Origin of the sequence: Luteibacter sp. E-22 (assembly GCF_049913125.1) — a bacterium.
Taxonomy (GTDB): domain Bacteria; phylum Pseudomonadota; class Gammaproteobacteria; order Xanthomonadales; family Rhodanobacteraceae; genus Luteibacter.
The window spans coordinates 796,403-822,010 of sequence record NZ_CP183975.1 but is presented as its reverse complement, the minus strand read 5'-3'; the positions used below and the strand labels follow the sequence as shown (position 1 = coordinate 822,010).

The 25,608-nt window shown below is 66.3% G+C and carries 20 protein-coding genes; 11 read left to right on the top strand and 9 right to left on the bottom strand.

Annotated features, from left to right (window positions below; translation table 11 throughout):
• The first annotated feature begins 95 nt into the window (after nt 1-95).
• On the top strand, nt 96-1,898 hold the full coding sequence (locus ACN9M2_RS03530; protein ID WP_426286791.1) for a glycoside hydrolase family 97 catalytic domain-containing protein: 1,803 nt from the start codon (nt 96-98) through the stop codon (nt 1,896-1,898).
• Here the strand turns inward: ACN9M2_RS03530 and ACN9M2_RS03525 are convergent.
• The 4 genes from ACN9M2_RS03525 to xth all read right to left on the bottom strand — a co-directional run bounded on the left by ACN9M2_RS03525 (nt 1,895) and on the right by xth (nt 8,898).
• Complete coding sequence (locus ACN9M2_RS03525; RefSeq protein ID WP_426286790.1) at nt 1,895-4,930, bottom strand: sensor histidine kinase; 3,036 nt, start codon at nt 4,928-4,930, stop codon at nt 1,895-1,897. The genes ACN9M2_RS03530 and ACN9M2_RS03525 overlap by 4 nt on opposite strands.
• 48 nt (nt 4,931-4,978) lie before the next feature.
• Complete coding sequence (locus tag ACN9M2_RS03520) at nt 4,979-5,836, bottom strand: alpha/beta hydrolase (RefSeq protein WP_426286789.1); 858 nt, start codon at nt 5,834-5,836, stop codon at nt 4,979-4,981.
• The gene (locus ACN9M2_RS03515) at nt 5,833-8,001 is read right to left on the bottom strand and encodes an ATP-binding response regulator (RefSeq protein ID WP_426286788.1); all 2,169 of its coding nucleotides are present in this window, start codon (nt 7,999-8,001) and stop codon (nt 5,833-5,835) included. The genes ACN9M2_RS03520 and ACN9M2_RS03515 overlap by 4 nt, the downstream gene beginning before the upstream one ends.
• 105 nt (nt 8,002-8,106) lie before the next feature.
• Nucleotides 8,107-8,898 carry an exodeoxyribonuclease III gene (xth, locus tag ACN9M2_RS03510; RefSeq protein ID WP_426286787.1) on the bottom strand — a complete coding sequence of 264 codons (792 nt, stop codon included), beginning with the start codon at nt 8,896-8,898 and terminating at the stop codon, nt 8,107-8,109.
• 491 nt (nt 8,899-9,389) lie between these two features.
• Between xth and ACN9M2_RS03505 the strand changes: the two genes are divergently transcribed.
• On the top strand, nt 9,390-12,419 hold the full coding sequence (locus tag ACN9M2_RS03505; RefSeq protein ID WP_426286786.1) for a TonB-dependent receptor: 3,030 nt from the start codon (nt 9,390-9,392) through the stop codon (nt 12,417-12,419).
• Between the two features lie 98 nt (nt 12,420-12,517).
• Here ACN9M2_RS03505 and ACN9M2_RS03500 read toward each other — a convergent pair whose 3' ends face one another.
• Nucleotides 12,518-12,913 carry a hypothetical protein gene (locus ACN9M2_RS03500; protein WP_426286785.1) on the bottom strand — a complete coding sequence of 132 codons (396 nt, stop codon included), beginning with the start codon at nt 12,911-12,913 and terminating at the stop codon, nt 12,518-12,520.
• A gap of 231 nt (nt 12,914-13,144) precedes the next feature.
• Between ACN9M2_RS03500 and ACN9M2_RS03495 the strand changes: the two genes are divergently transcribed.
• Complete coding sequence (locus tag ACN9M2_RS03495) at nt 13,145-13,921, top strand: ferredoxin--NADP reductase (RefSeq protein ID WP_426286784.1); 777 nt, start codon at nt 13,145-13,147, stop codon at nt 13,919-13,921.
• Nucleotides 13,922-13,936: 15 nt separating this feature from the next.
• On the opposite strand, the gene ACN9M2_RS03490 is transcribed toward ACN9M2_RS03495, so the two are convergent.
• Nucleotides 13,937-14,587 (bottom strand): serine/threonine protein kinase, encoded by a 651-nt coding sequence (locus tag ACN9M2_RS03490; RefSeq protein WP_426287854.1) that lies wholly within the window; start codon nt 14,585-14,587, stop codon nt 13,937-13,939.
• Between the two features lie 93 nt (nt 14,588-14,680).
• Here ACN9M2_RS03490 and ACN9M2_RS03485 point away from each other — a divergent pair, with 93 nt between their 5' ends.
• The 3 genes from ACN9M2_RS03485 to ACN9M2_RS03475 all read left to right on the top strand — a co-directional run bounded on the left by ACN9M2_RS03485 (nt 14,681) and on the right by ACN9M2_RS03475 (nt 17,781).
• A complete protein-coding gene (locus tag ACN9M2_RS03485) occupies nt 14,681-15,451 on the top strand; it encodes a DUF3298 domain-containing protein (RefSeq protein ID WP_426286783.1) in 771 nt (256 codons plus the stop codon).
• On the top strand, nt 15,451-15,933 hold the full coding sequence (locus ACN9M2_RS03480) for a DUF456 domain-containing protein (RefSeq protein WP_426286782.1): 483 nt from the start codon (nt 15,451-15,453) through the stop codon (nt 15,931-15,933). The genes ACN9M2_RS03485 and ACN9M2_RS03480 overlap by 1 nt, the downstream gene beginning before the upstream one ends.
• Nucleotides 15,934-16,005: 72 nt before the next feature.
• The gene (locus tag ACN9M2_RS03475; RefSeq protein ID WP_426286781.1) at nt 16,006-17,781 is read left to right on the top strand and encodes a DUF885 domain-containing protein; all 1,776 of its coding nucleotides are present in this window, start codon (nt 16,006-16,008) and stop codon (nt 17,779-17,781) included.
• An 82-nt stretch (nt 17,782-17,863) separates the two neighbouring features.
• Here ACN9M2_RS03475 and trhA read toward each other — a convergent pair whose 3' ends face one another.
• Nucleotides 17,864-18,532, bottom strand: a complete 669-nt coding sequence (trhA, locus tag ACN9M2_RS03470) for a PAQR family membrane homeostasis protein TrhA (RefSeq protein ID WP_426286780.1) — start codon at nt 18,530-18,532, stop codon at nt 17,864-17,866.
• Nucleotides 18,533-18,640: 108 nt separating this feature from the next.
• Between trhA and ACN9M2_RS03465 the strand changes: the two genes are divergently transcribed.
• Complete coding sequence (locus tag ACN9M2_RS03465) at nt 18,641-19,468, top strand: universal stress protein (protein ID WP_426286779.1); 828 nt, start codon at nt 18,641-18,643, stop codon at nt 19,466-19,468.
• A 168-nt stretch (nt 19,469-19,636) separates the two neighbouring features.
• Nucleotides 19,637-20,305 carry an energy transducer TonB gene (locus tag ACN9M2_RS03460; protein ID WP_426286778.1) on the top strand — a complete coding sequence of 223 codons (669 nt, stop codon included), beginning with the start codon at nt 19,637-19,639 and terminating at the stop codon, nt 20,303-20,305.
• A 7-nt stretch (nt 20,306-20,312) separates the two neighbouring features.
• Here ACN9M2_RS03460 and ACN9M2_RS03455 read toward each other — a convergent pair whose 3' ends face one another.
• Entirely contained in the window at nt 20,313-20,597 is a 285-nt protein-coding gene (locus ACN9M2_RS03455; RefSeq protein WP_426286777.1) for a hypothetical protein, read from the bottom strand.
• A gap of 165 nt (nt 20,598-20,762) precedes the next feature.
• Between ACN9M2_RS03455 and ACN9M2_RS03450 the strand changes: the two genes are divergently transcribed.
• Both ACN9M2_RS03450 and ACN9M2_RS03445 read left to right on the top strand, forming a co-directional pair.
• Nucleotides 20,763-21,341: a cysteine dioxygenase gene (locus ACN9M2_RS03450; RefSeq protein ID WP_426286776.1), complete on the top strand. Its 579-nt coding sequence runs from the start codon at nt 20,763-20,765 to the stop codon at nt 21,339-21,341.
• A 46-nt stretch (nt 21,342-21,387) separates the two neighbouring features.
• Nucleotides 21,388-22,782, top strand: a complete 1,395-nt coding sequence (locus tag ACN9M2_RS03445; protein ID WP_426286775.1) for an FAD/NAD(P)-binding protein — start codon at nt 21,388-21,390, stop codon at nt 22,780-22,782.
• Nucleotides 22,783-22,792: 10 nt separating this feature from the next.
• Here the strand turns inward: ACN9M2_RS03445 and ACN9M2_RS03440 are convergent, their stop codons facing one another.
• Complete coding sequence (locus ACN9M2_RS03440) at nt 22,793-23,980, bottom strand: MFS transporter (RefSeq protein ID WP_426286774.1); 1,188 nt, start codon at nt 23,978-23,980, stop codon at nt 22,793-22,795.
• A gap of 116 nt (nt 23,981-24,096) precedes the next feature.
• Here ACN9M2_RS03440 and cls point away from each other — a divergent pair, with 116 nt between their 5' ends.
• Complete coding sequence (gene cls / locus ACN9M2_RS03435; protein WP_426286773.1) at nt 24,097-25,518, top strand: cardiolipin synthase; 1,422 nt, start codon at nt 24,097-24,099, stop codon at nt 25,516-25,518.
• Nucleotides 25,519-25,608: the final 90 nt, after the last annotated feature.

Genomic DNA, 25,608 nt, shown 5'->3' with positions numbered 1-25,608 from the left:
TTTCCCAAGGATGCCTTGAGTACGGGGGTGCCGTGTGGAATCCTCGGCGATGGACCGTCATGCACATGCCTCCCGCAGCCGACAGGAACCGCCGGATGAAGCTCGTACGCCGTTCGTTCGTACCTCGCCGCCTCGCCGCCATGCTCGCCACGTGCTTCTGCCTGCCCGCCTTGGCGAGCCCACCACTGGCAACGCTGGTGTTTCGCGACGGCGGCCGGCCGGTGCTCACCATCACCGATCCCCATGGCCTCACCCTCGTGGACGAGACCCTCGGCCTCCGCACCACGGAGGCGGACCTTACCCATGGCCTGCGGCTCCTCGGCACCACGCAGCGGCAGCTCACCGAGCGCTATCGCATGACCGTCGGCAAGCGCCTGGAACGCAACGCCAATGTTTCCGAAACCCGATATGCCTTGCAGAACGACAAGGGACAGAAGCTCGACATCGTCGTGCGCGTCGCCAACGACGGCGTGGCATTCCGCTACGAGCTGCCAGGAACGGCTCGGGCGACGGTGACCGGCGAAGCCACCGCGTTCGCTGTTCCATCGACGGCGAAAGCCTGGCTGCTTCCCTATAACCCGCAGTACGAAAAAGAGCGCATCGAGACCACCGCGGGAGGTGCCGCACCAGGCGATTACGGTTACCCCTCGCTGTTCCGGGTCGGCGACAACTACGTGCTGGTCACCGAAGCCAACGCCGATGGTCGCTACGACGGAAGCCGCCTTACGCACGCGGCGAACAGCGGCACGTATGCCTTGACCCTCGCCGACGCCCGCGTGGAAAGCACCGGTGTCACGCCCTGGCGCACGGTGATCGCCGGCGACCTCGCCACCGTCACGGAGTCCACGCTGGTCGACGACCTCGCCGATCCGGCGCGCTTCGCCGACACCTCGTGGATTCGACCGGGCAAGGTCGCCTGGTCGTGGCTGAGCGAACACGACAGCCCTTCGAACGCCGAGCGGCAGAAGGCGTATGTGGATTTCGCCGCGCGCAACCGTATTCCCTATGTGTTGGTCGACGAGGGCTGGAACGAGAGCTGGGTGCCAGGCCTGGTCCGCTATGCGAACGCGAAGCATGTCGACATCCTGCTCTGGTTCCACTGGTCGAAACTCGACACGCCCGCCAAGCGCATGGCGGAACTCACGCGGGTGAAGGACTGGGGCGTGAAGGGAGTGAAGATCGACTTCATGGAATCCGATTCGCAGGCGCGCTATCGCTGGTATGACGACACCCTCGCGGACACGGCAAAGCTGCACCTCATGGTGAACTTCCACGGGGCGACGATTCCCCATGGCCTGGCCCGTACGTGGCCGCACCTGATGACCATGGAAGGCGTGCGCGGCGCGGAGAACGATCCACCCGCGTTGGGCAACACCATCCAGCCGTACACCCGCAATGTCGTCGGTTCCATGGACTACACACCGGTGGCGTTCGATGCGGGCCGCAAGGAGGCCTCGATCGCGCATGAGGTGGCGTTGCCGATCGTCTTCGAGTCAGGCTGGACGCACCTGGCCGACATGCCGGAAGCCTATGAACGCCGGCCGCAAGCGCTCGCCTTCCTCGACCAGGTTCCCACCGTATGGGACGAGACGAAGCTGCTCGGCGGCACACCGGGACAGGATGCGATCTTCGCCCGCCGTAGCGGGGACCGCTGGTTCATCGGCGCGATCTCGGCCGGGCTCGCGCGCCGGCTCAGCGTGCCACTGGCGTCCCTGGGCGTCGGGCCGTGGCACGCCGATATCGTTCGTGACGGCATCGGTCGGGGCGACGTGGTCCGCACGTCACGGAACATCACGGCCGATGGCACGCTCTCGTTCGAAGTCTCCGCGAACGGTGGATTCGCCGCGATCCTGTGCCCGCTGGCCAAGGGACAGTTCGCGAACGGCTGTTACCGCTAGCGCAACGTATCCAGGGCCCGGCGCAGCCATCCCGCACGGTGCGGGAAGGCCAGCGCAACGGGCAGCCGCACGCATACCTCCGTGCCGCCGTCCAGGCGCGAGGCGATCGAGACCAGCGCGCCGATGGCGGCGGCGCGCTCGCGAATGCCACGCAGGCCCCAATGGCCGTCGCGACCGTCGCGGAGCACCGCTTCATCGATCCCACGGCCGTCGTCGCGGATCGAAAGGACCAGTTCGGTGTCTTCGACCCTGAGTTCCACGTCGACCTGGCTCCCTTCCGCGTGAGTGACGGCGTTGTGCACGGCTTCGCGGGCGATGCCATACAACTCGTCGCGGACCAGGTCGTCCAGGTCACGCAGGTCGCCATAGGTGGTCACGACCACGGGCACCGTGTGTTCCGCCGCGTAAGCCGACGACAGGGCCCGCAGCGCCACATCGATGTGGGCCGACTCCCCGGCGTGGGCGCGCAGATCGCGCACGCGGTCGCGTGCCTCCACCAGCGCTTCGTCCGCGCGGTCCAGTGCGCGTTCCATCTCCCCACGCAGGGGTTCTTCCGGCGGCACGCGGTTGGCGATGGCCTGGAATCGCATCGTCAGTCCCTGGATGCTCTGCAACAAGGTGTCGTGCAGTTCCCGGGCGATGCGTTCGCGTTCCGCATGCCGCTCCTGCAAGCGCGCGCGCAGTTGCGAGGCCATGCTGCGCAGGCGCAGGAAGAAGGCCAGCCAGGCAAGAAGCACGACCGCGAGCAGGCACAGCAGGAAGAACCATGGCATCTGGTAGAACGCACGCGCCACGCCGACCTCGATCGACGCGCCTTCCTCGTTGACCACGCCATCTTCGTTCGCCGCGGTGACACGGAACACATAGTGACCCGGTGGTGGATCGGTGTAGACGGCCTCGCGCTCGTTTCCCGCGTCGCGCCAACGCGTATCGAGGCCTTCCATGCGATAGCGGAAGCGCACGCGTTCGGGCACGCTCAGGCTCGTGGCCGTGAACGCGATCCGCAGCCGCTCGGTATGCGCGGGCAGATCGATGCGAGGGCCCGCGGGCCACGTGCCGATATCCGTGGAAACGGAGTGAATGGACACCGGTGGGGCCAGGGAATTGTGAGGCACGTTCGCGGGATCGATGGAGACGATGCCACTCGTGGTGGCGAACCATAGCCGGCCATCGTCGGCCACGACCGCCGTGGGCAACGGCCTGAATTGCGCGGGTGTGCCCGGCAAGCCGTCGAGGGAATCGAACAGGGTGCTCGGAGGCCGGTAGTCCGGATCTTCCAATGCACGCGCCATGTCGGCCGCGGCTATCCGGACAACGCCCTGCGCGGCGTTGGCCCAGAAGTCGCCACGATGATCGCGGACCAGGCCGGAGACACCGCGCAGCGGATCGTCCGCCATCGCGATCATCCGCGCCCGACCGGCGACGACGACGCCGAGGCCGAGTTCGCCACCGACCCATACGGCCTCGCCGTCTTCGAGCAGCGCCGTGACATTGCCCACCACCAACCCTTCGCCCGAACCGAGCACGAGGTCCCCGCCTTGCGAGCGGACGAGGATGTTGTTACGGGCGAACCCCATCCATAGCCGCCCACGGTGGTCGTTCATCAAGACCAGGGGGGCCGAATCGATGGGGACAGCCGGCAGCGGATCGTGTTCCCAGCCACCTTCAGTGAAGTGAAAGATGCCGGGCCGGTTGACCGATACCCAGGCGCCGCCTTTGCCATCGCCCACCACCGCCTGCACGCCGGAGTAATCCGGATAGGGCAACGGAGCGAACGGCTCGGGTTTGCCATCGTGCAAGCGCCAGAGGCCACCAGGACCGCCGAGCCAGATGCCGTCGTCATCACGGCTGGCGGCAGTGATCGCCTCGGTCAATGCGATGGGTTCGATGCCATTCGCGTCGACCCGGCTCAATGGCCGGCTTTTGGTGCCGACCCAGACGCCATGCTTCTTCGCCGCCACCATGGCGAAATCCGTTGCGCCGGAAGGAAGCATCGCCGGCAGCAGGCGACTCACCCGAAAACGATCGAGTCCCCGGCTGCCGCCCACCCAGACGTTGCCTTCGCGATCCTGGATCACGCTGCTGGCGTAATCGGAACTGAGCCCGTCGCGCTCCAGGAAACGTTGCGCCTCCGCACTTTCCGCGCCGATCATGCGACGCGGAAGATCGCGTACCCGGGGTACGCGGCGGATGCCATCACCCAATGTCGGCATCCATAACGCGCCGTCGCGGTCGAACAGCAAGCCCGCTGACGACAATCTCAGCACGGGGCCGGCTTCGGAAGGATCGGTCCCGCCCGCCCACGCGGGACGCACGCCGCCATCGGCTTCGGCGACCCAGATCGAACCGTCGGCGGCCTCGGCGATGCGGTTCACCCGCCCGACCTCGCGTGTCGCCACTTCGAAGCGGTGACCGCCACGCGGCAACCAGGCCAGTGCATCTTCGGTCGCCACCCAGAGACGGCCTTCGCGATCCACGAACAGGTTGCGGGCGCGCATGCCAGGCAATCCCATCGAAGGGCCCACCGATATCCAGCGCCCGTGATCCAGGCGGACAAGGCCATTGAAGGTCGCCGCCCAGATGTTGCCGTCGGGAGTGCCGCCCATGGCATACAGCGTTCCCGTCGGCAGGCCGGACGATGCCGCGTAATGCGTGGCCCGGTCCCCGTCGACGAAACTCGCCACGCCATAGCGGAACCCCACCCACAAGCCGCCGGAGGGGGGCGCATAGAGGGAGGCCACGCTGGACGCCTGGAAATCTCCTCCCTGGCGGGGACGATAGCGTTCGAAACGCACGCCATCGAAGCGGTAGAGGCCGGTTTGCGTGCCCAACCATAGATAACCGTCGCGTGTCTGCGCCAAGGCCGTGACCTGGCCCGGTGCGCCTTCGCGGACCGTCCATGCCGTGTGGTAGAACTGGCCGATGTCGCGATCGCGGCTATCCGCCGCCAAGGTGTCGCTGGCGAACGCCAGCCAGCCGGCAACCGCCAGCCAGACAAACACCCACGCAGCGATCGCGCGTTGGAAACGCACAGGGTCGACCTCCTTCGGAACGGGCAACGATAGCGCGTCCGCAGCCCGTCAGCGCGCGACGCCCACGTCGTGCAGGAAGGCCAGCGAATCGGCGAGTACCCGTGCGGCGGCGGGGGAACGCTCGGGTGAGGCGAGCACGTGCGCGGCGTGATCGTAGGCCACCAGCCTGCGCCGCGATGGCGCGGTGCCCAGCCACGCGAACGCCTCGCGCATCGCCGCCACCGACGTGAGCGTATCCCGGTCGCCTTCGCCGCCGTCCCATATGCCGAAGAACACCGGGCAAACAATGGAACCCAGGCGCTCCGGCCGCATCCACTCGATGAAGAGCCGCGCGATGGCGCGGTAGCCGTCGGAATGGACCACGGACGACCAGTAGCGCCGCTGGAACGGCGATCTCTCTCCCGGCGGCACCACGGCGCCTTGCAGCAAGACCGCCGCGCGCAACTGCTCGGGATCGTGCACGCGGATACCCGGCGACCAGGCCACCACGGCCGCGACGGCATCCGGGCGGCGCACCGCCAGATCGAGGGCGAGCGACGCACCCATCGACGTGCACACGAGCACGATCTTTTCGCCCAGGCGCAGGCCGATCTCCAGCGCCGCGTCGGCGTCCCCGCGCCAGCGTTCCGGCGAAGCGCCAGCCATGGCCGCCGGTTCGTCCGTGCCGTGTCCGGTGAGGCGATTGAGGAAGAGATGGGCCGCACAGGCGCGGGCGATCGTACGATGTGCCGGCGCGCCCTCCGCCTGGCTGGCGGTGAAGCCGTGCAGGTAGACGACCGACAGCGGCTGACGTTCGTGAGGCACGCCTGCGCCAAACACGATGCGTGCCTCGTTGTCGGGCTTGATACCCGCTACATGGCGCTCTCTTTCATCGATGTCGCTGGCCAGCTCATCCAGTGTCGTCACGCGTCGGCCGCCACGCCCGCCTGCTGCCGCTGGATCTCCACGAAGCGCCGTACCGACCGGCCCAGCGCGTCGACCTCGGCAACGGCCGCACGCATGTCGCCGCCGGCATCGACGATCACGGCGATGTCGTCGCATACACGGCTCGCGCCGGGTAGGCCCAGGTTGCCCAGCACGTTGCGCAAGGCATGGACCGCCTCGGACGCCGCGGCGATGTCGTGCGAGGCGATCGCGGCGCGAAGCGCATCCAGGTGATGGCCGGTGGTATGGGCGCAGAGATCGACGAAGTTGGCGAACTCGTCCTGGCTGCTGAGTGCGCGCATCTCATCCAACGGGGTACCGGTGTTGGTGCGCCCATTCCCCGGTGACTCGATCACCGGCTGCCAATGCCGCACCGCATGCTCCAGCTCGCGCTCCTCCGCGACGGCTTCGATCACGTCCAGCAGGCGTTGCGCCGCGATCGGCTTCGTCAGGTAGGCCCGCGCACCCGCCCTGAAGGCGATGCGCACGGCGTCGTGGCTGGAATCCGCGCTGAGCATCACGATCGGCGGCACGCTGCCTGTGCGCCGGGCAACCTCGATGCGACCAAGCACATCCCAGCCGGAACTGCCGGGCATATGCAGGTCCATGAAGATCAGGTCGACGCCTTCGTTGGCCAGGCGCGACAAGGCTTCATCGCCACTGGCACTGAACACGGGCAGGTGACCGGCGCGCTCCAGGATGCGCCCCACGATCTCGCGATTGGCGGCATTGTCGTCTACCACCAGGCAGCGCAGCGGAGCGACCCGTCCCCTGTGGTCGTCGAGCAGGTCCACCAGCGGCGTGTCGGCCACGCTGCGTGCCCCGGCGGCCGCGCGAGGCAAGGTGAAGCGCCAGCTGAAGACCGAGCCACCCATGGGGTTGTCGCCGACGTCGAGGCTGCCCTGCATTTGCTCGGAGACGTTACGCACGATGTAGAGTCCCAGTCCTACTCCCTCCTGGCGCCGGCTTTCGCCCGCGCTCAACTGGTGGAACGGATCGAAGATCCGCTGCTTGTCGCTGTCGGCGATGCCGATGCCGGTATCCGTCACGGTGCAGACGATGGTCGGATCGCGGCCCGCCACGCTTTCCAGCAATTCCACGCGCACGTCGACCGATCCTCCTGGTGGAGTGAACTTCAGTGCATTGGAGACGAGGTTGGACAGCACCTGCTCGATTCGCCCGGGGTCGCCCGAGAACACGCCCTCGACCGAGGCATCGCGCGAAAGGCTGAAAGCGATCCGCTTCTCGGCCGCGTAAGGACGGCAAACGGCACCCACCGTCGCCAACACCTCGTCGAAAGCGAAGGCCTGATGACGAAGGTTGAAGCTGCCGCCGGCGAAAGACGCCACATCCAGCACGGCGTTCACGCGGTGCAGCAAGGCATTGGCATTGGTGGAAAGCAGGGCCACCAGGCGGCGCTGGTCGTCGTTCATGGCCGAGGTGTCGAGCAGCGAAGCGGCATGTATCACCGTCCCCAGCGGCGTGCGCATCTCGTGGCTCATCATCGAGATGAAGCGGTGCTGCGCCTCACGCGAGGCGATCGCTTCCGCCGACACCTCGCGCAACGCGTCCATCATGCGGTAGAGCGTCATCGGGAGCACGATCACCAGCGCCAAGGCATATAACGCATAAGCCGGGCGAGCGATCCAGAAACCATCCGGGGCCACCACGGCCAGGATGGCCACCGACGCGGCCACGCTGGCGACGAAGGCCCAGCGGCTGTAACGCACGCCCAGGGCCACGGAGAGGAAGGGCAGCACCGGGGTCAGCGTAATGAGCAACATGAACGCCGACTTCAGCAGGACGGCGACCATGACGAAGTTGGCGACACCGCCGACGGCGTCGATCGCTACGTTCTGGCGCAACGAATCCGCCCGGATGCCAAGCATCCAGAAGGCACTGAGCACGAACAAGGCGGCCGCGACGGGGACCACGCGGTGGGCCTCGACCGCCATGGGCGCGGGGCCCTGGAGCCATGCGGCGGACCAGATGACGACGAAGCCCAGAACCACCGTACGCATCAGCGAGACGTGGTACTCGCGGAAACTCGCCACGATGCGATCGATACGCGGGTTATGCAACCGCTCGGCGACCTCACTGAGCATCACCGGTTCGGCGCGCTTGCCGCTACCGCCATCGATCTTCATGCTCGATTGGTCCGCCTCCCCCAATAGCCGCCTAGTCTATGAACTCTGTCGCCGCTGGCAAGTGCGGCGTGGGGATTCATCTTCGTGAAAACGTTTCCAGTCGCGCTACGCCCGCTTCCGGGCGGGTTTTCCCACCTCGACCCACACCGGGGCGTGGTCGCTGGCCTTGGGTAGATCGCGAACCCAGCGATCGACATTGGCATCCTTGAGCCGGCCGGCGAGGTCCGGCGACAGCAGCAGATGGTCGATCCGGAGCCCCCGGTCACGCGGCCAATGCTGGCGGAAGTAATCCCAGAACGTGTAGATGCGCTCCCCGGGATGGATGGCGCGCAGTGCGTCCGTCCACCCCTGCGCCAGAAGCCTCGCATACGCCTCACGGCTCTCTGGCTGCAGCAAGGCGTCACGGCGCCATCCCTTGGGGTCGTAGATGTCCTCATCCGTCGGCACGACGTTGTAGTCACCCGCCAGCACCACGGGGTGTCCGCTGTCGAGCAGGCCCCTGGCATGCCGGACGAAGCGCTCGAACCACGCCAGCTTGTAGTCGAACTTCGGGCCGGGCCATGGATTGCCGTTGGGCAGGTAAAGGCATCCGACGAGGACGCCGTGCGCCGCCGCCTCCAGGTAACGGCTCTGGGTGTCCTTTTCGTCTCCGGGTAGTCCGCGGCGGCTTTCCACCGGGTCCGCTCCCTTCGCCAGGATGGCCACCCCATTCCATGAGGCCTGGCCAGCCCAGAGCGCTCCGTACCCGGCATCGTTGATCGCCTCGATGGGAAATCCCGTGTCCACCGCCTTCAGTTCCTGCAGGCATGCGATATCGGGCGATTCCCGCTCGAGCCACTCGATCAGGTGGGGGAGACGGGAGCGGATGCCATTGACGTTGTAGGTCGCGATCTTCATTCGCCGGAATGTCGGTCAGGCCGGGTGGATGACGGGTGACGACCGATCGGGACGAGCGATCGCAAGAACTTGGCACGAGATTTGCCTCGATCCAAACCCATCGCCCGAATCCGGTACAGGAAGGGGGTTCCCAGGCAAGCACCGCGTAAATTTTTACGCGGCATGCCGACGGCATGCAGGCACCTTTCCGGCAAGCTTTTTCGAACGCATAAAACCCCACAAATCCCCATAGTTACCTCATTTTCTGCTGCGCCGCGACATTACATTTGGACGGCTGGACGGCTATCCCATGGAGTGTTTTGGCTGCTAGACAACGCAGCCGACGTGCTGTAAACCGTCGGCTTGACCCATTTGGATCGAGGCAAATGGGGAATGCAGCAATGGAGCGCGGGAGGGGTCAGCGAGACTCCATATCTCAGCGCCGGGCGGGGGCCCGGCGCCACGGTCCCGTGTTGTCTTCATTTTTTGTGGCATCACTTTCCGGGGAAGGCATGAAGAAGCAGTTTCTCTCTCGCAGGAGCGCACTCGCACTGGCGGTATGTACCTGCCTGGGCGGCGTTTCGAGCGTTTACGCGCAGTCCACCACGGGCGCACTCAATGGCTCGGTTCCGGTGGGCGGCAATGAAACCGTCGTCGTCGAGAGCGGTGCGGGTTTTCGTCGCGAAGTGCCTGTCGACGAGCGCGGACGCTACAGCGCGACCCAGCTGCCACTGGGTACGTACACCGTCACCCTCATGCGCGATGGCGCCGTCGTCGACACTCGCAAGGACGTGACCCTGCGCGTGGGCGCGAGCACCGACGTGTCCTTTGCCGCGCCAGCAGCCGCTGCCGCCAGCGATGCGGCGAGCCTGGAAGGCGTCACCGTCACCGGTACCACCCTGCCCAGCATCGACGTCACCGCCGTCGATTCGCGCACCGTCATTACATCCGAGCAGCTTTCCCGGATGCCCCTCGGGCGCTCCGCCGAGGCCATCGCGCGACTTGCTCCGGGCGTGGTCAACAACGGTGGCGGCTTCGCCAGCGATACCGGTCGTTCGGTGGTCAGCTTCGGCGGCGCCGCGGCCAACGAAAATGCCTACTACGTCAACGGCTTCAATACGACCGATCCACTGAACGCCCTCGGCGGACTGCAGTTGCCCTACGGCGCGGTGGACCAGCAAGAGGTCTACACCGGCGGTTACAGCGCCCAATACGGCCGTTCGGACGGTGGCGTGATCAGCCAGGTGGGCAAGCGGGGCACCAACGAGTGGCACTACGGCGCACAGGTCCTCTGGGAGCCGAACTGGGCCCGCGCCTCGCAGCCGAACCTGCACTACGCGAACACGCCCGAATCCGCGCCCGCGGGCGATCTTTACCAACCGAAAAGCCAGAACGACAAGTGGACGACGACCGTCAGCGCCTATGCAGGCGGTCCGCTGATCAAGGACAAGCTGTTCTTCTTCCTGGCAGGCGAGTTCGAGAAGCAGGGTCTTCGCGAGGTCAATAACGTTGGCAGCAACACGCCCGCCGACACGAGGAATTACAGCAACCCGCGCTGGTACGGCAAGCTGGACTGGAACATCAACGACAGCAACATCCTGGAACTGACCAGCGCCGGCGACAAGCGCGAAGGCTCGGGCACCCGCTACAGCTACGACTACGCCAATCTTTCGCGCACCGCGCGCATCGGCGACCTCAACGATACCAAGACCGGCGGCGATCTCTGGGTGGCGAAGTACACGGGCTACATCACGGACAACCTGACCGTGAGCGCGATGTACGGCAAGATGTCGAGCAAGAACTACGACCAGCCGACCGAATACGATCCGGACCTGATCCGCGTCGACAATCCGACGCGCCAGAACCCGGCTCTCAATGGGGGCCGTCCGATCCAGAACAATCAGGTAGGCGATATCAGTTCGCCGGGTCGCGGCAACAAGTCGACCAACTTCCGCTTCGACGTCGCCTACGTGCTCGGTGACCACACCATCTCGGTCGGTATCGACAACGTGCGCTCGCGCGTCGAAGACTTCGGAACGCAGAGCCCGGGACCGGGTTACGTCTGGTCCTACGGCAAATCGGACGATCCGAACGAAGCCATCGACAACACGCCGGGACGCAATTTCGTGCCCGCGCCGGGACTGTTCCCGAACGGCCAGGGCGGCTACTGGGTCAGCAGGAACGTCAACAACAACCTCGTCGATGTCCGCTCCGACCAGAAGGCCCAGTACATCGAGGACAAGTGGCAGGTCAGCGACCGCTGGCTGCTCTCCCTCGGTCTGCGCAACGACCAGTTCACCGACTACAACCAGTTCGGCGAGCCGTTCATCGAGCAGACGCGTCCGCAGTGGGCGCCGCGCCTGGGTGCCTCGTGGGACGTCAACGGTGACGGCACCTTCAAGGTGTACGCCAACGCCGGTCGTTACTATCTCGGCCTGCCGCTCAACCCGGCCACGGGCGCGGCTGCCGGCTATACCGCCACGCAGCAATACTTCACCTACTCCGGCATTAACCCGGTGGACGGCACGCCGACCGGCCTCACCCAGTTCAGCGGCGTGGTATCCGGTAACAACTCCTACGGCATCCCGCCGGACCCGCGTACCGTCGCGGCGAAGGATCTCAAGTCCGAGAACCAGGACGAATTCATCCTGGGCTTCGACAAGACCTTCAACGAGCACTGGACCTACGGCGTCAAGCTGACCCAGCGCAAGCTCAACGCGGTCATCGACGACTTCTGCGACCTCGATGTCGTCACGAACAAGGCCGAGTCACTCGGCTACACCGTGGGTTCGACGAACAGCTGCTATCTCGTCAATGGCGGACATTCGAACAAGTTCACGTTGCTCGACTCCGCCGGCAATCCGTTCGTCGTGCCGCTCAGCCGCGAAGAAATGGGCATGCCGAAGACCAAGCGTCGCTACCTGAGCGCTGAGTTCTACACCGAGCACCAGTTCGATGGCACCTGGTACGGCAAGTTCGACTACGTCTGGTCGCATTCCTACGGCAACACGGAAGGCCAGGCCCGCACCGATACCCGTCAGGCGGGTGCGGCGGGCAGCGTGGATTGGGACAACCATTACGTCATGGACTACGCCAACGGTCCGCTCGGCAACGATCACCGGCATGTATTCAAGGCATACGGCTACTGGCAGTTCGCGCCGGAATGGCAGCTGTCCGGCAACCTGCAGGCCATCTCGGGGGCACCGGAAGTCTGCCTCGGCTACTGGGGCCCGAACCAGGAGGATCCCGCGCATTACGGCAGCTCGTATCACTGGTGCGACGGCCAGCCCTCGCCCCCCGGCGACAAGGGCCGCCTGCCGTGGACCTTCCAGCTGGACCTGGGCGTGACGTACCGGCCGGAATGGGCGGGTTCGAAGCTGGCGTTCTCGGCGAACGTCTTCAACGTGCTCAACCAGCAGCGTCCGACGTTCCGTTATCCGACAGAGTTCGAGACGCGCGGTTCGCCGCATCCGATCTACCGCGTCCCGCTGTACACCCAGGACCCACGCTATGCCCGCCTGGCGGTCAGCTACGACTTCTAAGGTTGCGTAAGACCGACGATATCCCTGTGTGACACTTGCGCCCCTCTACGGAAACCGGACTCTCCCCTGCCGGTTTCCGTAGACCGGGCGCTCTTTTTTTATCCGCGGGACTCGCCAGAGGCGGCGACGACCATCTCGATATAGCCGAGGATCTCGCTCACCGGGATCTCGAAGATGCCCGCGTCGCCGTTGTCGTAGGCCTGGCGCCAGACGCCGTATCCATCGCGCCAGCTTTCGTCCGCGTCGGCCTCGCCTGCTGGCGCGAGCAGGCTTGCATCGAGCGTGGCCCGGGATACGGCGGCGTGGTTCATGGCCCGCTGCATGCCTCCCGGCACCCGGTGGTTGCGTAGGTTCACGTCCAGGATCGAGACGTGGAAAACCTCGCCGTCTTCCGGTTCATGGTCGATGTGACGGATCGCCACGCGCGACGCTTCCTCGCCGGGGCGGGTGCGGTAGTTCCAGGACTGGCCCACGGCGTAGTCGGGTTTGGGCACCGGGTATTCTCCTGCTGGGCGGCCCCGCATCTTAGACCAGGGCGCGTTCAGGCGCCCGCAGGGCGGCCCCCGCCCGTTTGATTTAAACTTACGCTCCATGGGCGCGCACCTACACGGGTGCGACGCCATGCGCGAGGCAGCGCGGCCCACGGGCCGCTTCCCCAGCCGATCCCCAGGCTACGCGCACGGCGCGATGGCCCGTCCCTTTCGTTTTTCGAGGTTCAAGCAACCATGGTGGCATTGGCGACCGAGCACGTCATCGACGTGCACCACTGGAATGACAGTCTTTTCAGTTTCCGCACCACCCGCGATCCCGGCTTCCGGTTCGAGAGCGGGCATTTCGTGATGATCGGGCTGGAGGTCGACGGGCGGCCCTTGATGCGCGCCTACTCCATCGCGAGCGCGCACTACGAAGAGCACCTGGAGTTCTTCAGCATCAAGGTGCAGGACGGCCCGCTCACGTCCCGGCTCCAGCACCTGAAGCCGGGCGATCCCATCATCGTCAGCCGCAAGCCGACGGGCACCCTGGTCCTCAACGACCTCAAGCCGGGCAAGCGGCTCTACCTGCTGGGCACCGGCACCGGCCTGGCCCCCTTCCTCTCGATCATCCGCGACCCGGAAACCTACGAGCGCTTCGACAAGATCGTGCTTGCCCATGGCGTTCGCCACGTGGACGACCTCGCTTACTCCACCTACATCGAGAACGAGCTGCCGAACCACGAGTACCTGGGCGACCTGGTGCGCGAGAAGCTCGTGTACTACCCCACGGTGACCCGCGAGGAATTCCGCAATCGTGGCCGCATCACGGACGCCATCGCCGACGGCGAACTGGCGCGTGCCACCGGCCTGCCCCAGCTGAATCCCGCCGAAGATCGCGTGATGCTCTGTGGCAGCCCGTCGATGCTCGAGGACATCTGCGTCCTGCTGGACGGCGAGGGCTTCCAGGCATCGCCGCGCACGCGTGAGCCGGGCGATTACGTGATCGAGCGGGCGTTCGTCGAGAAATAAGGGCGCGAGGTGGGCTCAACGGCGAATGCGGCCCTGCCCTTCGTTATCCCAGTAACCGAAGATCCGCCGCGCGATCAGCTTGTACAGGCGCTTCCCGGTGGCACGCCACAGGCGGGAATGCGCCGCAGGGCGCGCGAGCATCGCGCGTTGCCGCACCGAAAGACGTTCCGCCGCATAGGTGCGCTTGTGCTTGAGCAAGTGGCGCAGGTCCTCGCGCGCCAGCAGGCGGAACAGCGCGCCGCGCCGGCCGCGGGTCCAGGCGATCTGGAAATCCACCAGGCCTGGCGAGCCGTCCTCGCGGACGAGCCAGTTCGGCTCCTTGGCCAGGTCGTTATGGACGATGCCACGGCGGTGCAGCACGGCGAGCAGGCGCAGCGCGTCGCGGTAATAGGCCGCGTCGAGCGGCTTGCCCAGCTGCATCGGCTGGCCCGCCATGTAGCTGCGCTCCAGCACGCGACCGTCCCATGCGAGCAGGCGCGGCACGCCGTCGATGCCATCCAGCCGGTTCAACGCACGCGCCTCGCGCGCCGCGGCACGGCGGGCGAACCAGCGGGCCCACCAGCGGGCGGCGCCGATGTCGCGGCGGATCAGCAGCACGCCGTCGCGCTCCACGCGTTCGATGCGGCCGAGCTCATCGGCCTTGAGCAGGGTGACGGACTCCGTCATCGCGGTATGCACGCTGGTCCTTTGGTTCGTTGACGCGCTCTCCGCTAACGAAGAGCTACGGTAAGATGCGATCCTCGCAGGGAGAGATGCAACATGCTGGTGCGACACATCCTGTCGCTGGTCTTCGCCACGGCCGGGCTCGTGGCCTGCCGCGACGGCGCCGACCGGACGAACGATGGGGATACGCCACCGCCCGCAAAGGCGAACATGGCCAAGGATACCCAATCCGGAAGGGAGGGCCTGTACACGATGGAACTGAAACTCCCGGAGTTGCCGCCAAAAGCGGCACCGTTGCGCGGCGCCATCGATCGCTATGTGGAGCGGCAAAAGGAGTCCTTCCTCACCAGCCTCGATGCACCAGGCGCCAAGGCGCGGGCGCGCGAACTGCCCTGGGACCTGAACCTGGACATCGCCGTGGCCGCCCGCACCGACCGCTTCATCAACGTGCAGGTCGACGGCTCGGCCTTCACCGGCGGGGCCCATCCCGCGCCCATCGTCGACAGTTTCACCTATGACCTCGACGACCAGCGGGTCGTTGGGATAAACGATCTCTTCGCCGATCCGCACGCCGCCGAGAGTGCCTTCGCCGCGGAAGCGCGCAGGCAGTTGCTCACGGCGCTGGACGACCAGGACGAGCCGCTCGCCTCCGACAGTGAGCAAATAGACGAAGGCACGGCGCCGGGCAAGGACCACTACCGGGTGTTCAGCCTGCTCACCGGGCCGGACGACAAGGTGCATGGCCTCACCTTCATCTTTCCGCCTTACCAGGTAGCTTCCTACGCCGCCGGCCCCCAGGCCGTCGACGTGCCCAGCGAATCGTTTTCGGCATACCTGAAGCCGGAGTACCGAGAGGCCTTCCGTTGATGGAGATCGTCCTCTACCTGCTCGCCATCGCGTTGATCGTCGGTGGCGTGGTGGGTGCGGTCCTGCCGGTACTGCCCGGCATCCCCATGATCTTCGGCGGCATCTGGCTGGCCGCCGCCGTGGACGAATACCGCCACCTCGGCTGGGGTTGGCTGGTGGCGATCGGCATCGTCGGCGCGGTCGGCGTCGCGCTGGATTTCGTCTCGGCGTCGCTCGGCGCGAAACGGATCGGCGCCAGCCCGCGCGCCTTGTGGGGCGCGGGCATCGGGACCACCGTGGGGATGTTCTTCGGCATCCCCGGCCTGTTGATCGGGCCGTTCGCCGGTGCGGTGATCGGCGAGCTATGGTCGGGAACCAGCATCCTCCGCTCCGCCCACGTGGGCATCGGCACCTGGATCGGCATGCTGGTGGGCATCCTCGCCAAGGTGGTGATCTCCTTCCTCATGATCGGCATGGCGGGGCTCGCACTGCTCTTCAGCTGATCGGCCATCAGGCACATTGGCGCGCGCCGTCCGCAGAAGCTAGTCTCGCCGGACTTCACTGGGGAGATACGCATGTTCCGACGACTCATCCTCGCCACTGCCGTGACCTTCGCCATCGGCGGCCTGCACGCGGAAACGGCGCAACCCGCCTGGATCGCCCGCAGCAACGCCGACGCGCAGGCGCTGCTCGATGTCACCGCCCGCTTCAGTCCCGAATCCGCCACCGACATCGGCCTCAAGGGTTTCGATGAAAAGACGGTGGACCTGGGACCCGACGTCGACAAGCGCCAGCGCGCCGCGCTGGTCGACGTACGCGCGAAGGTAAACAAGCGCCTCGCCGAAGAGAAGGACCCCAATGTGAAGCAGGATCTTCAGATCCTGCTCAAGCAGATCGACGGCAACATCAAGGGCATCGACCTCAACGACAAGTACCTCCTGCCATGGTTCGATGCCGGGCAGATCGTCTTCAGCGGTGAGTTTTCCTTGCTCAACGCCGAAAGCACGCCGGAACAGAACAAGGCCGCCCTCGGGCGCCTGAAGTGCTACGTGGGCATGACTGCCGGCTGCACGGCCCTGGTCGACCAGGCACGCGCCCGCACCACGGAAAAATTGGGTGACAAGGCCCTGCTCGGCCCCGTGAAGGCCGATATCGAGCAAAAGCTCGGCAACACGCAACGGTACGTCGACGGCATTCGCAAGCTGTTCGCCGAGAAGAAGGTCGCCGGCTCCGACGAGGCGATGGCGAAGCTGGACCAACAGTTGAAGGACTACAACGCCTGGGTGAAAAAGGTCGTTCTGCCGCATGCGCGCACGGATTTCCGCCTGCCCGAGCCGTTGTACGCCTATAACCTCGAACAGGTCGGCCTCGACATCTCGCCACACGACCTCATCGACCGCGCGCAGCTGGAGTTCATGGAAACGACCTATGCACTGCAGATGCTCGCGCCCGTGGTGGCCAAGGCGGAAGGCTTGCCCGCCGGCGATTACCGCGACGTACTCAAGGCGTTGAAGAAGAAGCAACTGGCGAAGGACAAGGTCGAACCCACGTACCACGACGTCATCGGCAAGATCGAAGCGACCATCCGCGAGCAGCGCATCGTCGAACTGCCGAAACGCCAGATGGCGATGCGCCTCGCGTCCGAGGCCGAGAACGCGCGAACACCCGCGCCACACATGGACCCGCCGCCTTTCGTCGGCAACACCGGTCAACGCGGCACCTTCGTGCTCACCACGGGCAATCCGCCGGCCGACGGCGACAAGACCCAGATGTACGACGACTTCACCTTCGAAGCCGCGGCATGGACACTCACCGCGCATGAGGGCCGGCCAGGCCACGAACTGCAATTCGCGGCGATGGTCGAGCAAGGCGTGTCATTGACCCGCAGCCTGTTCGCCTTCAACAGCGTGAACGTGGAAGGCTGGGCGCTGTACGCCGAAGCGGAAATGATGCCGTACGAACCGCCCGCGGGGCAGTTCATCGCGCTGCAGTTCCGCCTGCTGCGTGCGGCCCGCGCCTTCCTCGACCCGATGCTCAACCTCGGCACGATCGACCGCGACCGGGCGCGCGAGATCCTCGTGCACGACGTGGGCTTGTCCGAGCCGATGGCACGGCAGGAACTCGATCGCTACACGCTCAACTCGCCGGGCCAGGCCACCGCGTACTTCTACGGCTACACGCGCATCCTGCAGTTGCGCGCGGAAACGCAGACCAAGCTGGGCGATCGCTTCGACCGCAAGGCGTTCAACGATTTCCTGATCGCCCAAGGCCTGCTGCCACCGGACCTGCTGGCCGAAGCCGTGCGCACGCGCTTCATTCCGGAGCAGGAGAAGAAGGCGAAGAAGAGCTAAGTCTTCGAACCCGAGTGGGAGCCGGTCCGGCAAGCATCGCCGACAGGGTCGGCTCCCACCAAGCTATCGATTCGCAAGGGGATCAACCTTGCGACGGCGCGCCGGGAATCACATAAAACAACACCGCCAGGTAATGCAGGACGCTGCCGGCGAGCACGAAGAAATGCCAGATGGCATGATGATACGGCAGCTTCCGCGCCATGTAGAACGGTACGCCGGCGGTATAGGCAAGCCCGCCGCCGAAGAGCAGTAGTAGCCCACCTGTCTGTACGTTGTCGCGCAACGGCTCGATCGCCACCACCGCCACCCAGCCCATGGCGACGTACATCACCACCGCGGCCTTTCGATACCGCTTCAGCAGACCCAACTCTGCCGCGCTACCGATGATCGCCAGCGCCCAGATCGTGCCGAACAAGCCCCATCCCCACGCCCCCGGCAACGCAAGCAGGGTGAACGGCGTGTAGGTACCGGCGATGAGCAGGAAGATCGCGATGTGGTCGAGCGTGCGCAGGACGCGCTTGGCCATGTCGCCGGGGATCGAGTGGTAGAGCGTCGAGGCGGTGTAGAGCAGGATAAGGGTGGTGCCGAATACCGAACTCGCCACCACCGCGCGCGTGCCGCCATACATGGCGGAAAAAGCCACCAGCACGGCGAGGCCCGCGATGCTCAAGACAAGCCCGATACCGTGGATCACGCTGCTGGCGACTTCCTCGGCGTAGGGATAGCGGGGTTGTGCGCTGTCGATAACCATGGGTGTTCCGCTGATGTGGTCTGTGCCGGTCGAGGGTAACCGATGCGACGCCCCGGTAGAGACGAAGCGGTCATTGACCGCGGCACGCTCTCCGTTGTTCCATGGGCCATGACCCACGAACTGCTCGTGCATATCGGCCGGCTGCCCCCGCAGGGCGCAGGCCTGCGCGCCGCGCTGGCCATGGCCTCGCGGCTCGGTGCCCGTCTGGATGCCCTGCACGTGGTGGACCTTCCGGCGGCGGCGTTCACCGTGCCCGAGGCCGTGCCCATGCAACTGGACGCCGTGCGCCAGCGGTCGACGGACGCCCGGGCGGTGGCCGGCGACTGGGCCGCCCTGCTCGCCTCGCACGACCTCCATGGCAACTGGCGTGTCGGCAACGGCGATACGGTCACCCTGCTCGCGCATGCCTCGGCGGGATACGACCTTATCGTCATGGAACGCTCGTCCACGATGCGCGGCGATGCGCCGGTAGGCTTCGGCGTCGTCTCGCGCACCGTCTTCGCATCCAGCCGAGGCGTCCTGGTGGTACCGGAAGCCTCGCCGGTCGCGACCCTGGGCGAGCACGTACTGGTGGCATGGAGTGGCAGCCGGGAGTCCGCGCTGGCCGTGCGCTCTTCGCTTCCGCTGCTACGCAAGGCGACGAAGGTGACCGTCATCGACGGCAGCCGCGACGAAGACGTGGGTACATGCGCCCTGCCCGATACCGATATCTGCGGCTGGCTGGAAACGCATGGGGTGAAGGCGGAAGTCCGGCGGCTCGACGAGAGGTCACTTGCCGCTCCCGGGCCTGCCTTGCTGGATATCGCTCACGCGGAACAGGCCGACCTCATCGTCATGGGAGCCTGGGGCCGCTCGCGACTATCCGAAATGGTGCTGGGCGGGACCACCCGCTTCCTTTTCATGCAATCGGACGTGCCGATGCTCGTCGCGCACTAGCCAGCGTGTCGGTCACCGCTGACGGAATAGCCGTCCGGACGGCCCTATTGCAAATGCTTTCGACGCCAGCCTAACCTGCCATCGGACCTGAACACGATCCCCGCCGGTCCCCACCGGCCGTGTTCCCGACCGCGCATCACCTTCCCCCCACGTTGCAGGAGGTGGCACATGTCGTTCGCTCGTCCGCAAGTCCCTGCCGGAGTGCATCCGGATACCGTCCGTATCGTGGCCATGAGTGCCGCGATCGCCCTCAATGCCGCCGCACTCATCGCCGTGATGCGGCCGATGGTAGCGACGATATCGTTCGCGCCCTTGCCGGCACCGACGATTCGTCTTATCGATCATCCCGCGGAACCGAAAGTCGTTCCCCCGCCGCCGATCGACCTGAAGCCCTTGCCCGCGAAGCGAATGGAGCCAACGCGCACCGTGCGGCCGGTGCAGGTGCCGCCCCCTGCGCTACAAGCCGTCCCGACCGACGAGGGCAGTGCGCCCGTGTCCCCGCCCGTGGCGGTGGACGTCGCACCGGTCGCACCTCCCACCACGCCATCCGCTACCGTGGAGGCGACCCTGGCCTACGTGTCGGCACCGGCACCGGCCTATCCCCGCGTGGCGATGGCCGGCCACATGCAGGGCACCGTGACGCTGCGCGTCCTGGTCGACGAGGCAGGCAAGCCCATCGACGTGATCGTGGAAAACAGCAGCGGCCATCCCGTGCTCGACGAGGCGGCACGCGCCCAGGTCCTGGCGCGCTGGCGATTCCAGCCGGCAAAGGCGAACGGTCAGCCGGTGCACGCCTGGGCGCGAATCCCGGTGACCTTCAACCTCCGCGACATCTAGGCGACGCTCAGCGCGGCATCACCACGACATCGGGTTTGCGCGTGGCGCGGGCGATCGCCCAGACGATGAGGGCCAGCAGGGCCACCGGCAGGAGGACCGGCAAGAGGGCGAGGGCGACCACCGGGGCTAAGGCCAGCATCACCACGCCGCCGATCACGGCGCCGAGAATGCTGCCGACGATACTGAACACGCCACCGATGATGCCGAAAACCACCTTCAGGACGATCCCGACAAAGGCGAAGACCAGCCAGAAGGCGACGGCAAGGACGACGAGCGAAGTGAGGACGATCATGGCGTTTGCTCTCCGAGGACGGGTGGCCACCCACGGGGGGCGGTCGGGGCTTGGATGCGACCTCCGGGCAAAGCGTTTAAGGGGGTCGTGAAAGACGGAGGTTACGACCGTTTAACGACCCACATGCTCCACTTCCCGCCAGTTGATTTAGCGGGCACCCCGTCCATGGGTAAGCGTTCTTCCACCATCAGGACCTTGCGGGACATTGCGTTCGACCTCTCGGACGCCGAGCATCCGGACCTCGCCTCGATGGGGCGGGAGATCGGAAGTGTCCTCCACGGCCGCAGCGCCGACCTGGCCGCCATGCTGGGTCCCCTGCGCGAGCGCCGGCGCGGCTTCGAGCGCTGGATACTCGCCGAGCGCGCACGTCCACCGGTCAGCATGCTGGTCATGGCATGGCCCCCGGGCTATGCCACGCCGGTGCACGACCACGGCGGCCTATGGGGCCTGGAAGCTACAATCGCCGGCGCGCTCGAAGTGGAATCCTTCATCAAGGACGACGCCGACCGTTCACTGCGCAGCAGCGGGCGTACCTGGCTGGGCCCGGGCGATGCCACCTGGTTCGACGCCACGGAGAGCCACACGCACCGCTGCCGCAATTTGTCGCGGCACGACACGGCGCTCACGCTTCACGTGTACGGTGGCGATCTGGCACAGTACCTCGCGTATGAACAGCCCGGTCCCTCCGGACACTGGATCGCACGACCGAGGCAATCGATCATCGCGGGACGCCTGACGGCCTGACGGTCTCACGGCCCTCCACCCCAGCCATCGGGCGAAGGACCAATACATGTTTCATAAAGTCGCCATCATCGGCGGTGGCGCTGCAGCGGCGACGCTGGTGAGCGAATTGCTGGAGCGGCGCACGCAGCGCCCGCTTCATCTCGACTGGTATACGGGCGGCCCGGAGGCCGGCCGCGGTGTCGCCTATGGCACGCCGTCGGAACGGCACCTGCTCAATGTGCGTGCCGCCTCGATGGGCATGTTCGTCAGCAAGCCCGGCGGTTTCCTCGAGTACGCCCAGGCCCTGGACCCTTCGGTCAAGGGTTCGGATTTCCTGCCGCGCCGCATGTACGGCGACTTCCTGCAGTCGCGCGTCGAGGACGCCGTGAAGAACGCGGGTTCGTTCGGCCACGACGTGAACGTGTTGCCTTTCGCCGCGGAATCCGTGGTGCCCTCGGCCGAGGGCATCACCATCGGTTATGGGGATGAAGAGGCGCAGGCCGAAGCGGCCGTGCTGGCCATCGGTTCACTCCCCCCTCGTCCCTTGCCGGGCGTGGAAGAAGCCGCGATCGCGAGCGGGCGCTACATCACCGACCCGTGGCCGTTCCTGGCTTCCGCCGAGCAGGACGATCGCCCCTTGCGTGTCCTGGTCATCGGCCTGGGCCTTACCGCCGTCGACGTCCTGCTGGAGCTGTCCGCCCGCTGGCCGAATGCGCATTTCGATGCGCTGTCACGCCACGGCAAGCTGCCGGAGCCGCACCTCGCCGCCGCTTCCGCCCCCAACGACGATGGCGGCGAACTGATCGAATCGATGCGCGACGACGCCAACATCCGCGTCTGGCTGCGTCGCCTGCGCGAGACGACGGCCGGTGCCGAAGACTGGCGCACCGTGGTCGACGGCATGCGCCCGCATACGCAATCGCTATGGCGCGACCTGCCGCAGGTCGAGCGCGCGCGTTTCCTTCGTCATGCCCGTTGGGCGTGGGAGCGCGCACGCCATCGCATGCCGCCGCAGGTCGCCGCGACCATCGCCACGCTGGAGGCGGAAGGCCGTTTCACCCGGGGCCGCGGACGCATGCGCTCCGTGCAGCTCTCGCACGATGGCTCGCTCGCGGTGGTGCACGGATTACCCGGCGGGGGCGATTCCACCGACTCTTACGACGTCGTCATCCAGACGGTGGGGCTCAACACGGACACACAGCGCACCGAGCACCGCCTGGTGCGCCAGTTGGTGCTCGGCGGCCTGGTCACCCCCGACCCGCTCGGACTCGGCCTCTCCGCCCTGCCCGACGGCCACCTGCTCGACGGCAACGGCAAGCCGCGCCCGAACCTCTTCGCGATCGGCAGCCTTCTACGCGGCGCGCTCTGGGAATCCACGGCGATTCCCGAGATCCGCAAGCAGGCCCAGAGCCTGGCCAACATGCTGCTGGCCGAGAAGATGGAGCGCGTCGCCACCCGATAGCGACGGGATATCAGGCGCACCCTGCGGCGGCGAGCGATACGGCGCGTCGCTCGATCGCGACGCTGGCCATCGTGGCCAGCAGGCCCGCCACCGTGACCGCGGCGCCGGCGAGGCTCACCACCGGCATGGCATAGCCGGCCGCCAGCACCGCACCGCCCAGCCATGCACCGCCCGCATTGCCGAGGTTGAACGCGGCGATGTTGAGCGTCGAGGCGAGGTTGGGTGCGTCGCCCGCCACGTGCACCACGCGCGATTGCAACGGCGCCACGGTGGCGAAGGCCGCGATGCCCCAGACGAAGACGGTGACGACGGCGGCCACGGTCGAGTGCATCGTCCAGGCGAACAGCACCAGCAACACGGTCAGCGCCACCAGGATGCCCATCAGCGACGGCATCAGCTTCCAGTCCGCAAGACGACCGCCCAGGATGTTGCCGATCGTGGTGCCGAGGCCGAATAACACCAACACGGCGCCGGTCCAGTGCGGGTCGATGTGCGATTGCTCCTGCAGGATCGGTGCGATGTAGGTGAAGACCGTGAACACACCACCGAAGCCGAGCACCGTCATGCCCAGGGCAAGGAGCACCTGCGGCTCACGCAGCACGCGCAGTTCCCGCCCCATGTGCGGCGCCTTCAGGTGGGGCAACGCCGGCACGAACCGCGAGACCGCCAGCGACGCGGCTACGCCCAGGCCGGTCACCGCCCAGAACGTCGCCCGCCACCCCGCCCATTGGCCGAGGAAGGTGCCGAACGGCACGCCCAGCACGTTGGCCAGGGTGAGGCCGGCGAACATGAGGGATATCGCACGCGCGCGCTGGTTGGCCGGCACGAGATGCGCGGCCACGATGGCGCCGATGCCGAAGAACGATCCATGGCAGAACGCCGCCACCACACGGGCCACCATCAGCACTGCGTAATTGGGCGCGATCGCACACAGCAGGTTGCCGAGGATGAACAGACCCATCAGCAGGAGCAGCGCACGTTTGCGCTCCAGCCTTGCGGTCAGCGCTGCCAGCAGGGGCGCGCCCACCGCCACGCCCAGGGCGTAGCCTGAAACGAGCATGCCGGCCGAGGGGATGCTCACCCGAAGGTCGGCGGCCACCTCCGGCAGCAGGCCCATGATCACGAATTCGGTGGTGCCGATCGCGAAAGCCGCCACGGCCAGGGCCAGCAAGGGCAGACGGGACGAGGGAAGGTTCATAGGATAGGCTCGAAGGAAAGCGATAACCTGCATTCTCCCGCCCTGGCTCTTATGCAAATACACCTCCTGGCGCCAAACACTGTTGCCGAAAACTTGATAGTGGAGACCGCCCGCGCATGATCGCCACCCTGATCGCCATCGCGGCGCTCTGCTTGCACGTCGCCGGCGTGTTCGCCGCCATGCACGCGGTGATGCACACCCGGACGGCTCAAGGCGCGTTCGCATGGGTGCTGGGACTCGTGCTCCTGCCCTACGTCACCCTGGTGCCCTATCTATTCCTGGGCGCGAGCCACTTCGGCGGCTACGTGGACCTGCACCGGCAGCGCCAGGCGCGCTTCTTCATGCTTCACGAGGAAGCCGCGCACCCCGCGCGGCCCGGCGTGCTGCCACAAGCCGCGCCCGTCCGCGACACCCGATACGACGCCATCGGAAGGATGTTGAATACCTCCATGCACGGCGGCAACGCGCTGTTCCTGCATGTCGATGGCGAAGCGGCCTTCGCCGCCATGTTCGCCGCCATCGCCCGCGCGGAGCGCTACGTCCTCCTGCAGTTCTTCATCATCCATGACGACGTGCTGGGACGCCGGCTGAGCGAAGCGCTGCTGGAGCGTGCGGCGGCAGGCGTGGAGGTATGCGTGCTGTACGACAGCATCGGTAGCCATGCGCTTCCCGACAGCTACGTGGAGCGCTTGCGCGCTGGCGGCGTGCACGTGCACCGCTTCGCCACGCGGCGCTGGCGGAATCGCTTCCAGCTGAATTTTCGCAACCACCGCAAGGTGCTCGTCGTGGACGGTGTTCGTGGCTTCGTCGGCGGCCTCAATGCGGGTGACGAATACCTCGGCGCGAAGCCGCCGCTATCGCCATGGCGCGATACGCACATGGAGATCGAGGGTCCCGCGGTGGCCGACCTACAACGCGTGTTCGCCGAGGACTGGTATTGGGTCACCGGCGAGCGTCCGCCATCGTCGCCACCACCGGAGCGATGCGGCCGCGCGGCGAGCCTCATCGTCGCCACCGGCCCGGCCGATCGCCAGGAGAGTTGCTCGCTGTTCTTCACGCAAGCCATCCATGCCGCAAGAAAACGCGTATGGATCACCACGCCGTATTTCGTACCCGACCAGGGCGTGTTCGGCGCCTTGCGTCTCGCCATCTTCCGTGGCGTGGACGTGCGCATCCTCATCCCATGCCGGCCCGACCATCGCACGGTCTTCATGGCCTCCACGCTCTATGCGCACGAGGCGACCCTGGCGGGCGTTCGCATGTTCCGTTACCAGCCGGGTTTCGTGCACCAGAAGGTCATGCTCATCGATGACGACACCGCGGTGGTCGGCAGCATGAACCTCGACAACCGCAGCTTCCGGCTGAACTTCGAGATCGCCGCATTGAACGTGGATGAGGCTTTCGCCGCCGAGGTGGAAGCCATGCTGGAGACGGACTTCGCCAATAGCGAGGAAGTGAATCCGAACGACTACCGGCGCTTGTCGTACCTCCGCCGCGTGGCGCTGCATGTCGCCCGCCTGTTCGATCCCATTTTATAGGTTCTTCGTGCATTCCCGGGGGAAAAAGCCCTGGTGGGCACTCCCGAGACTTGCGATACGTCCGTTACTCCGCTTGACTCGACTACCTGT

What these genes read in the sequence shown, in the direction of transcription:
- ACN9M2_RS03530 (WP_426286791.1), top strand. Translation starts at nt 96, where the DNA reads ATGAAGCTCGTACGCCGTTCGTTCGTACCTCGCCGCCTCGCCGCCATG.
- ACN9M2_RS03515 (WP_426286788.1), bottom strand. Translation starts at nt 8,001, where the DNA reads ATGAAGATCGATGGCGGTAGCGGCAAGCGCGCCGAACCGGTGATGCTC.
- xth (WP_426286787.1), bottom strand. Translation starts at nt 8,898, where the DNA reads ATGAAGATCGCGACCTACAACGTCAATGGCATCCGCTCCCGTCTCCCC.
- ACN9M2_RS03505 (WP_426286786.1), top strand. Translation starts at nt 9,390, where the DNA reads ATGAAGAAGCAGTTTCTCTCTCGCAGGAGCGCACTCGCACTGGCGGTA.
- ACN9M2_RS03495 (WP_426286784.1), top strand. Translation starts at nt 13,145, where the DNA reads ATGGTGGCATTGGCGACCGAGCACGTCATCGACGTGCACCACTGGAAT.
- ACN9M2_RS03490 (WP_426287854.1), bottom strand. Translation starts at nt 14,587, where the DNA reads ATGACGGAGTCCGTCACCCTGCTCAAGGCCGATGAGCTCGGCCGCATC.
- ACN9M2_RS03485 (WP_426286783.1), top strand. Translation starts at nt 14,681, where the DNA reads ATGCTGGTGCGACACATCCTGTCGCTGGTCTTCGCCACGGCCGGGCTC.
- ACN9M2_RS03480 (WP_426286782.1), top strand. Translation starts at nt 15,451, where the DNA reads ATGGAGATCGTCCTCTACCTGCTCGCCATCGCGTTGATCGTCGGTGGC.
- ACN9M2_RS03475 (WP_426286781.1), top strand. Translation starts at nt 16,006, where the DNA reads ATGTTCCGACGACTCATCCTCGCCACTGCCGTGACCTTCGCCATCGGC.
- trhA (WP_426286780.1), bottom strand. Translation starts at nt 18,532, where the DNA reads ATGGTTATCGACAGCGCACAACCCCGCTATCCCTACGCCGAGGAAGTC.
- ACN9M2_RS03465 (WP_426286779.1), top strand. Translation starts at nt 18,641, where the DNA reads ATGACCCACGAACTGCTCGTGCATATCGGCCGGCTGCCCCCGCAGGGC.
- ACN9M2_RS03460 (WP_426286778.1), top strand. Translation starts at nt 19,637, where the DNA reads ATGTCGTTCGCTCGTCCGCAAGTCCCTGCCGGAGTGCATCCGGATACC.
- ACN9M2_RS03455 (WP_426286777.1), bottom strand. Translation starts at nt 20,597, where the DNA reads ATGATCGTCCTCACTTCGCTCGTCGTCCTTGCCGTCGCCTTCTGGCTG.
- ACN9M2_RS03450 (WP_426286776.1), top strand. Translation starts at nt 20,763, where the DNA reads ATGGGTAAGCGTTCTTCCACCATCAGGACCTTGCGGGACATTGCGTTC.
- ACN9M2_RS03445 (WP_426286775.1), top strand. Translation starts at nt 21,388, where the DNA reads ATGTTTCATAAAGTCGCCATCATCGGCGGTGGCGCTGCAGCGGCGACG.
- ACN9M2_RS03440 (WP_426286774.1), bottom strand. Translation starts at nt 23,980, where the DNA reads ATGAACCTTCCCTCGTCCCGTCTGCCCTTGCTGGCCCTGGCCGTGGCG.
- cls (WP_426286773.1), top strand. Translation starts at nt 24,097, where the DNA reads ATGATCGCCACCCTGATCGCCATCGCGGCGCTCTGCTTGCACGTCGCC.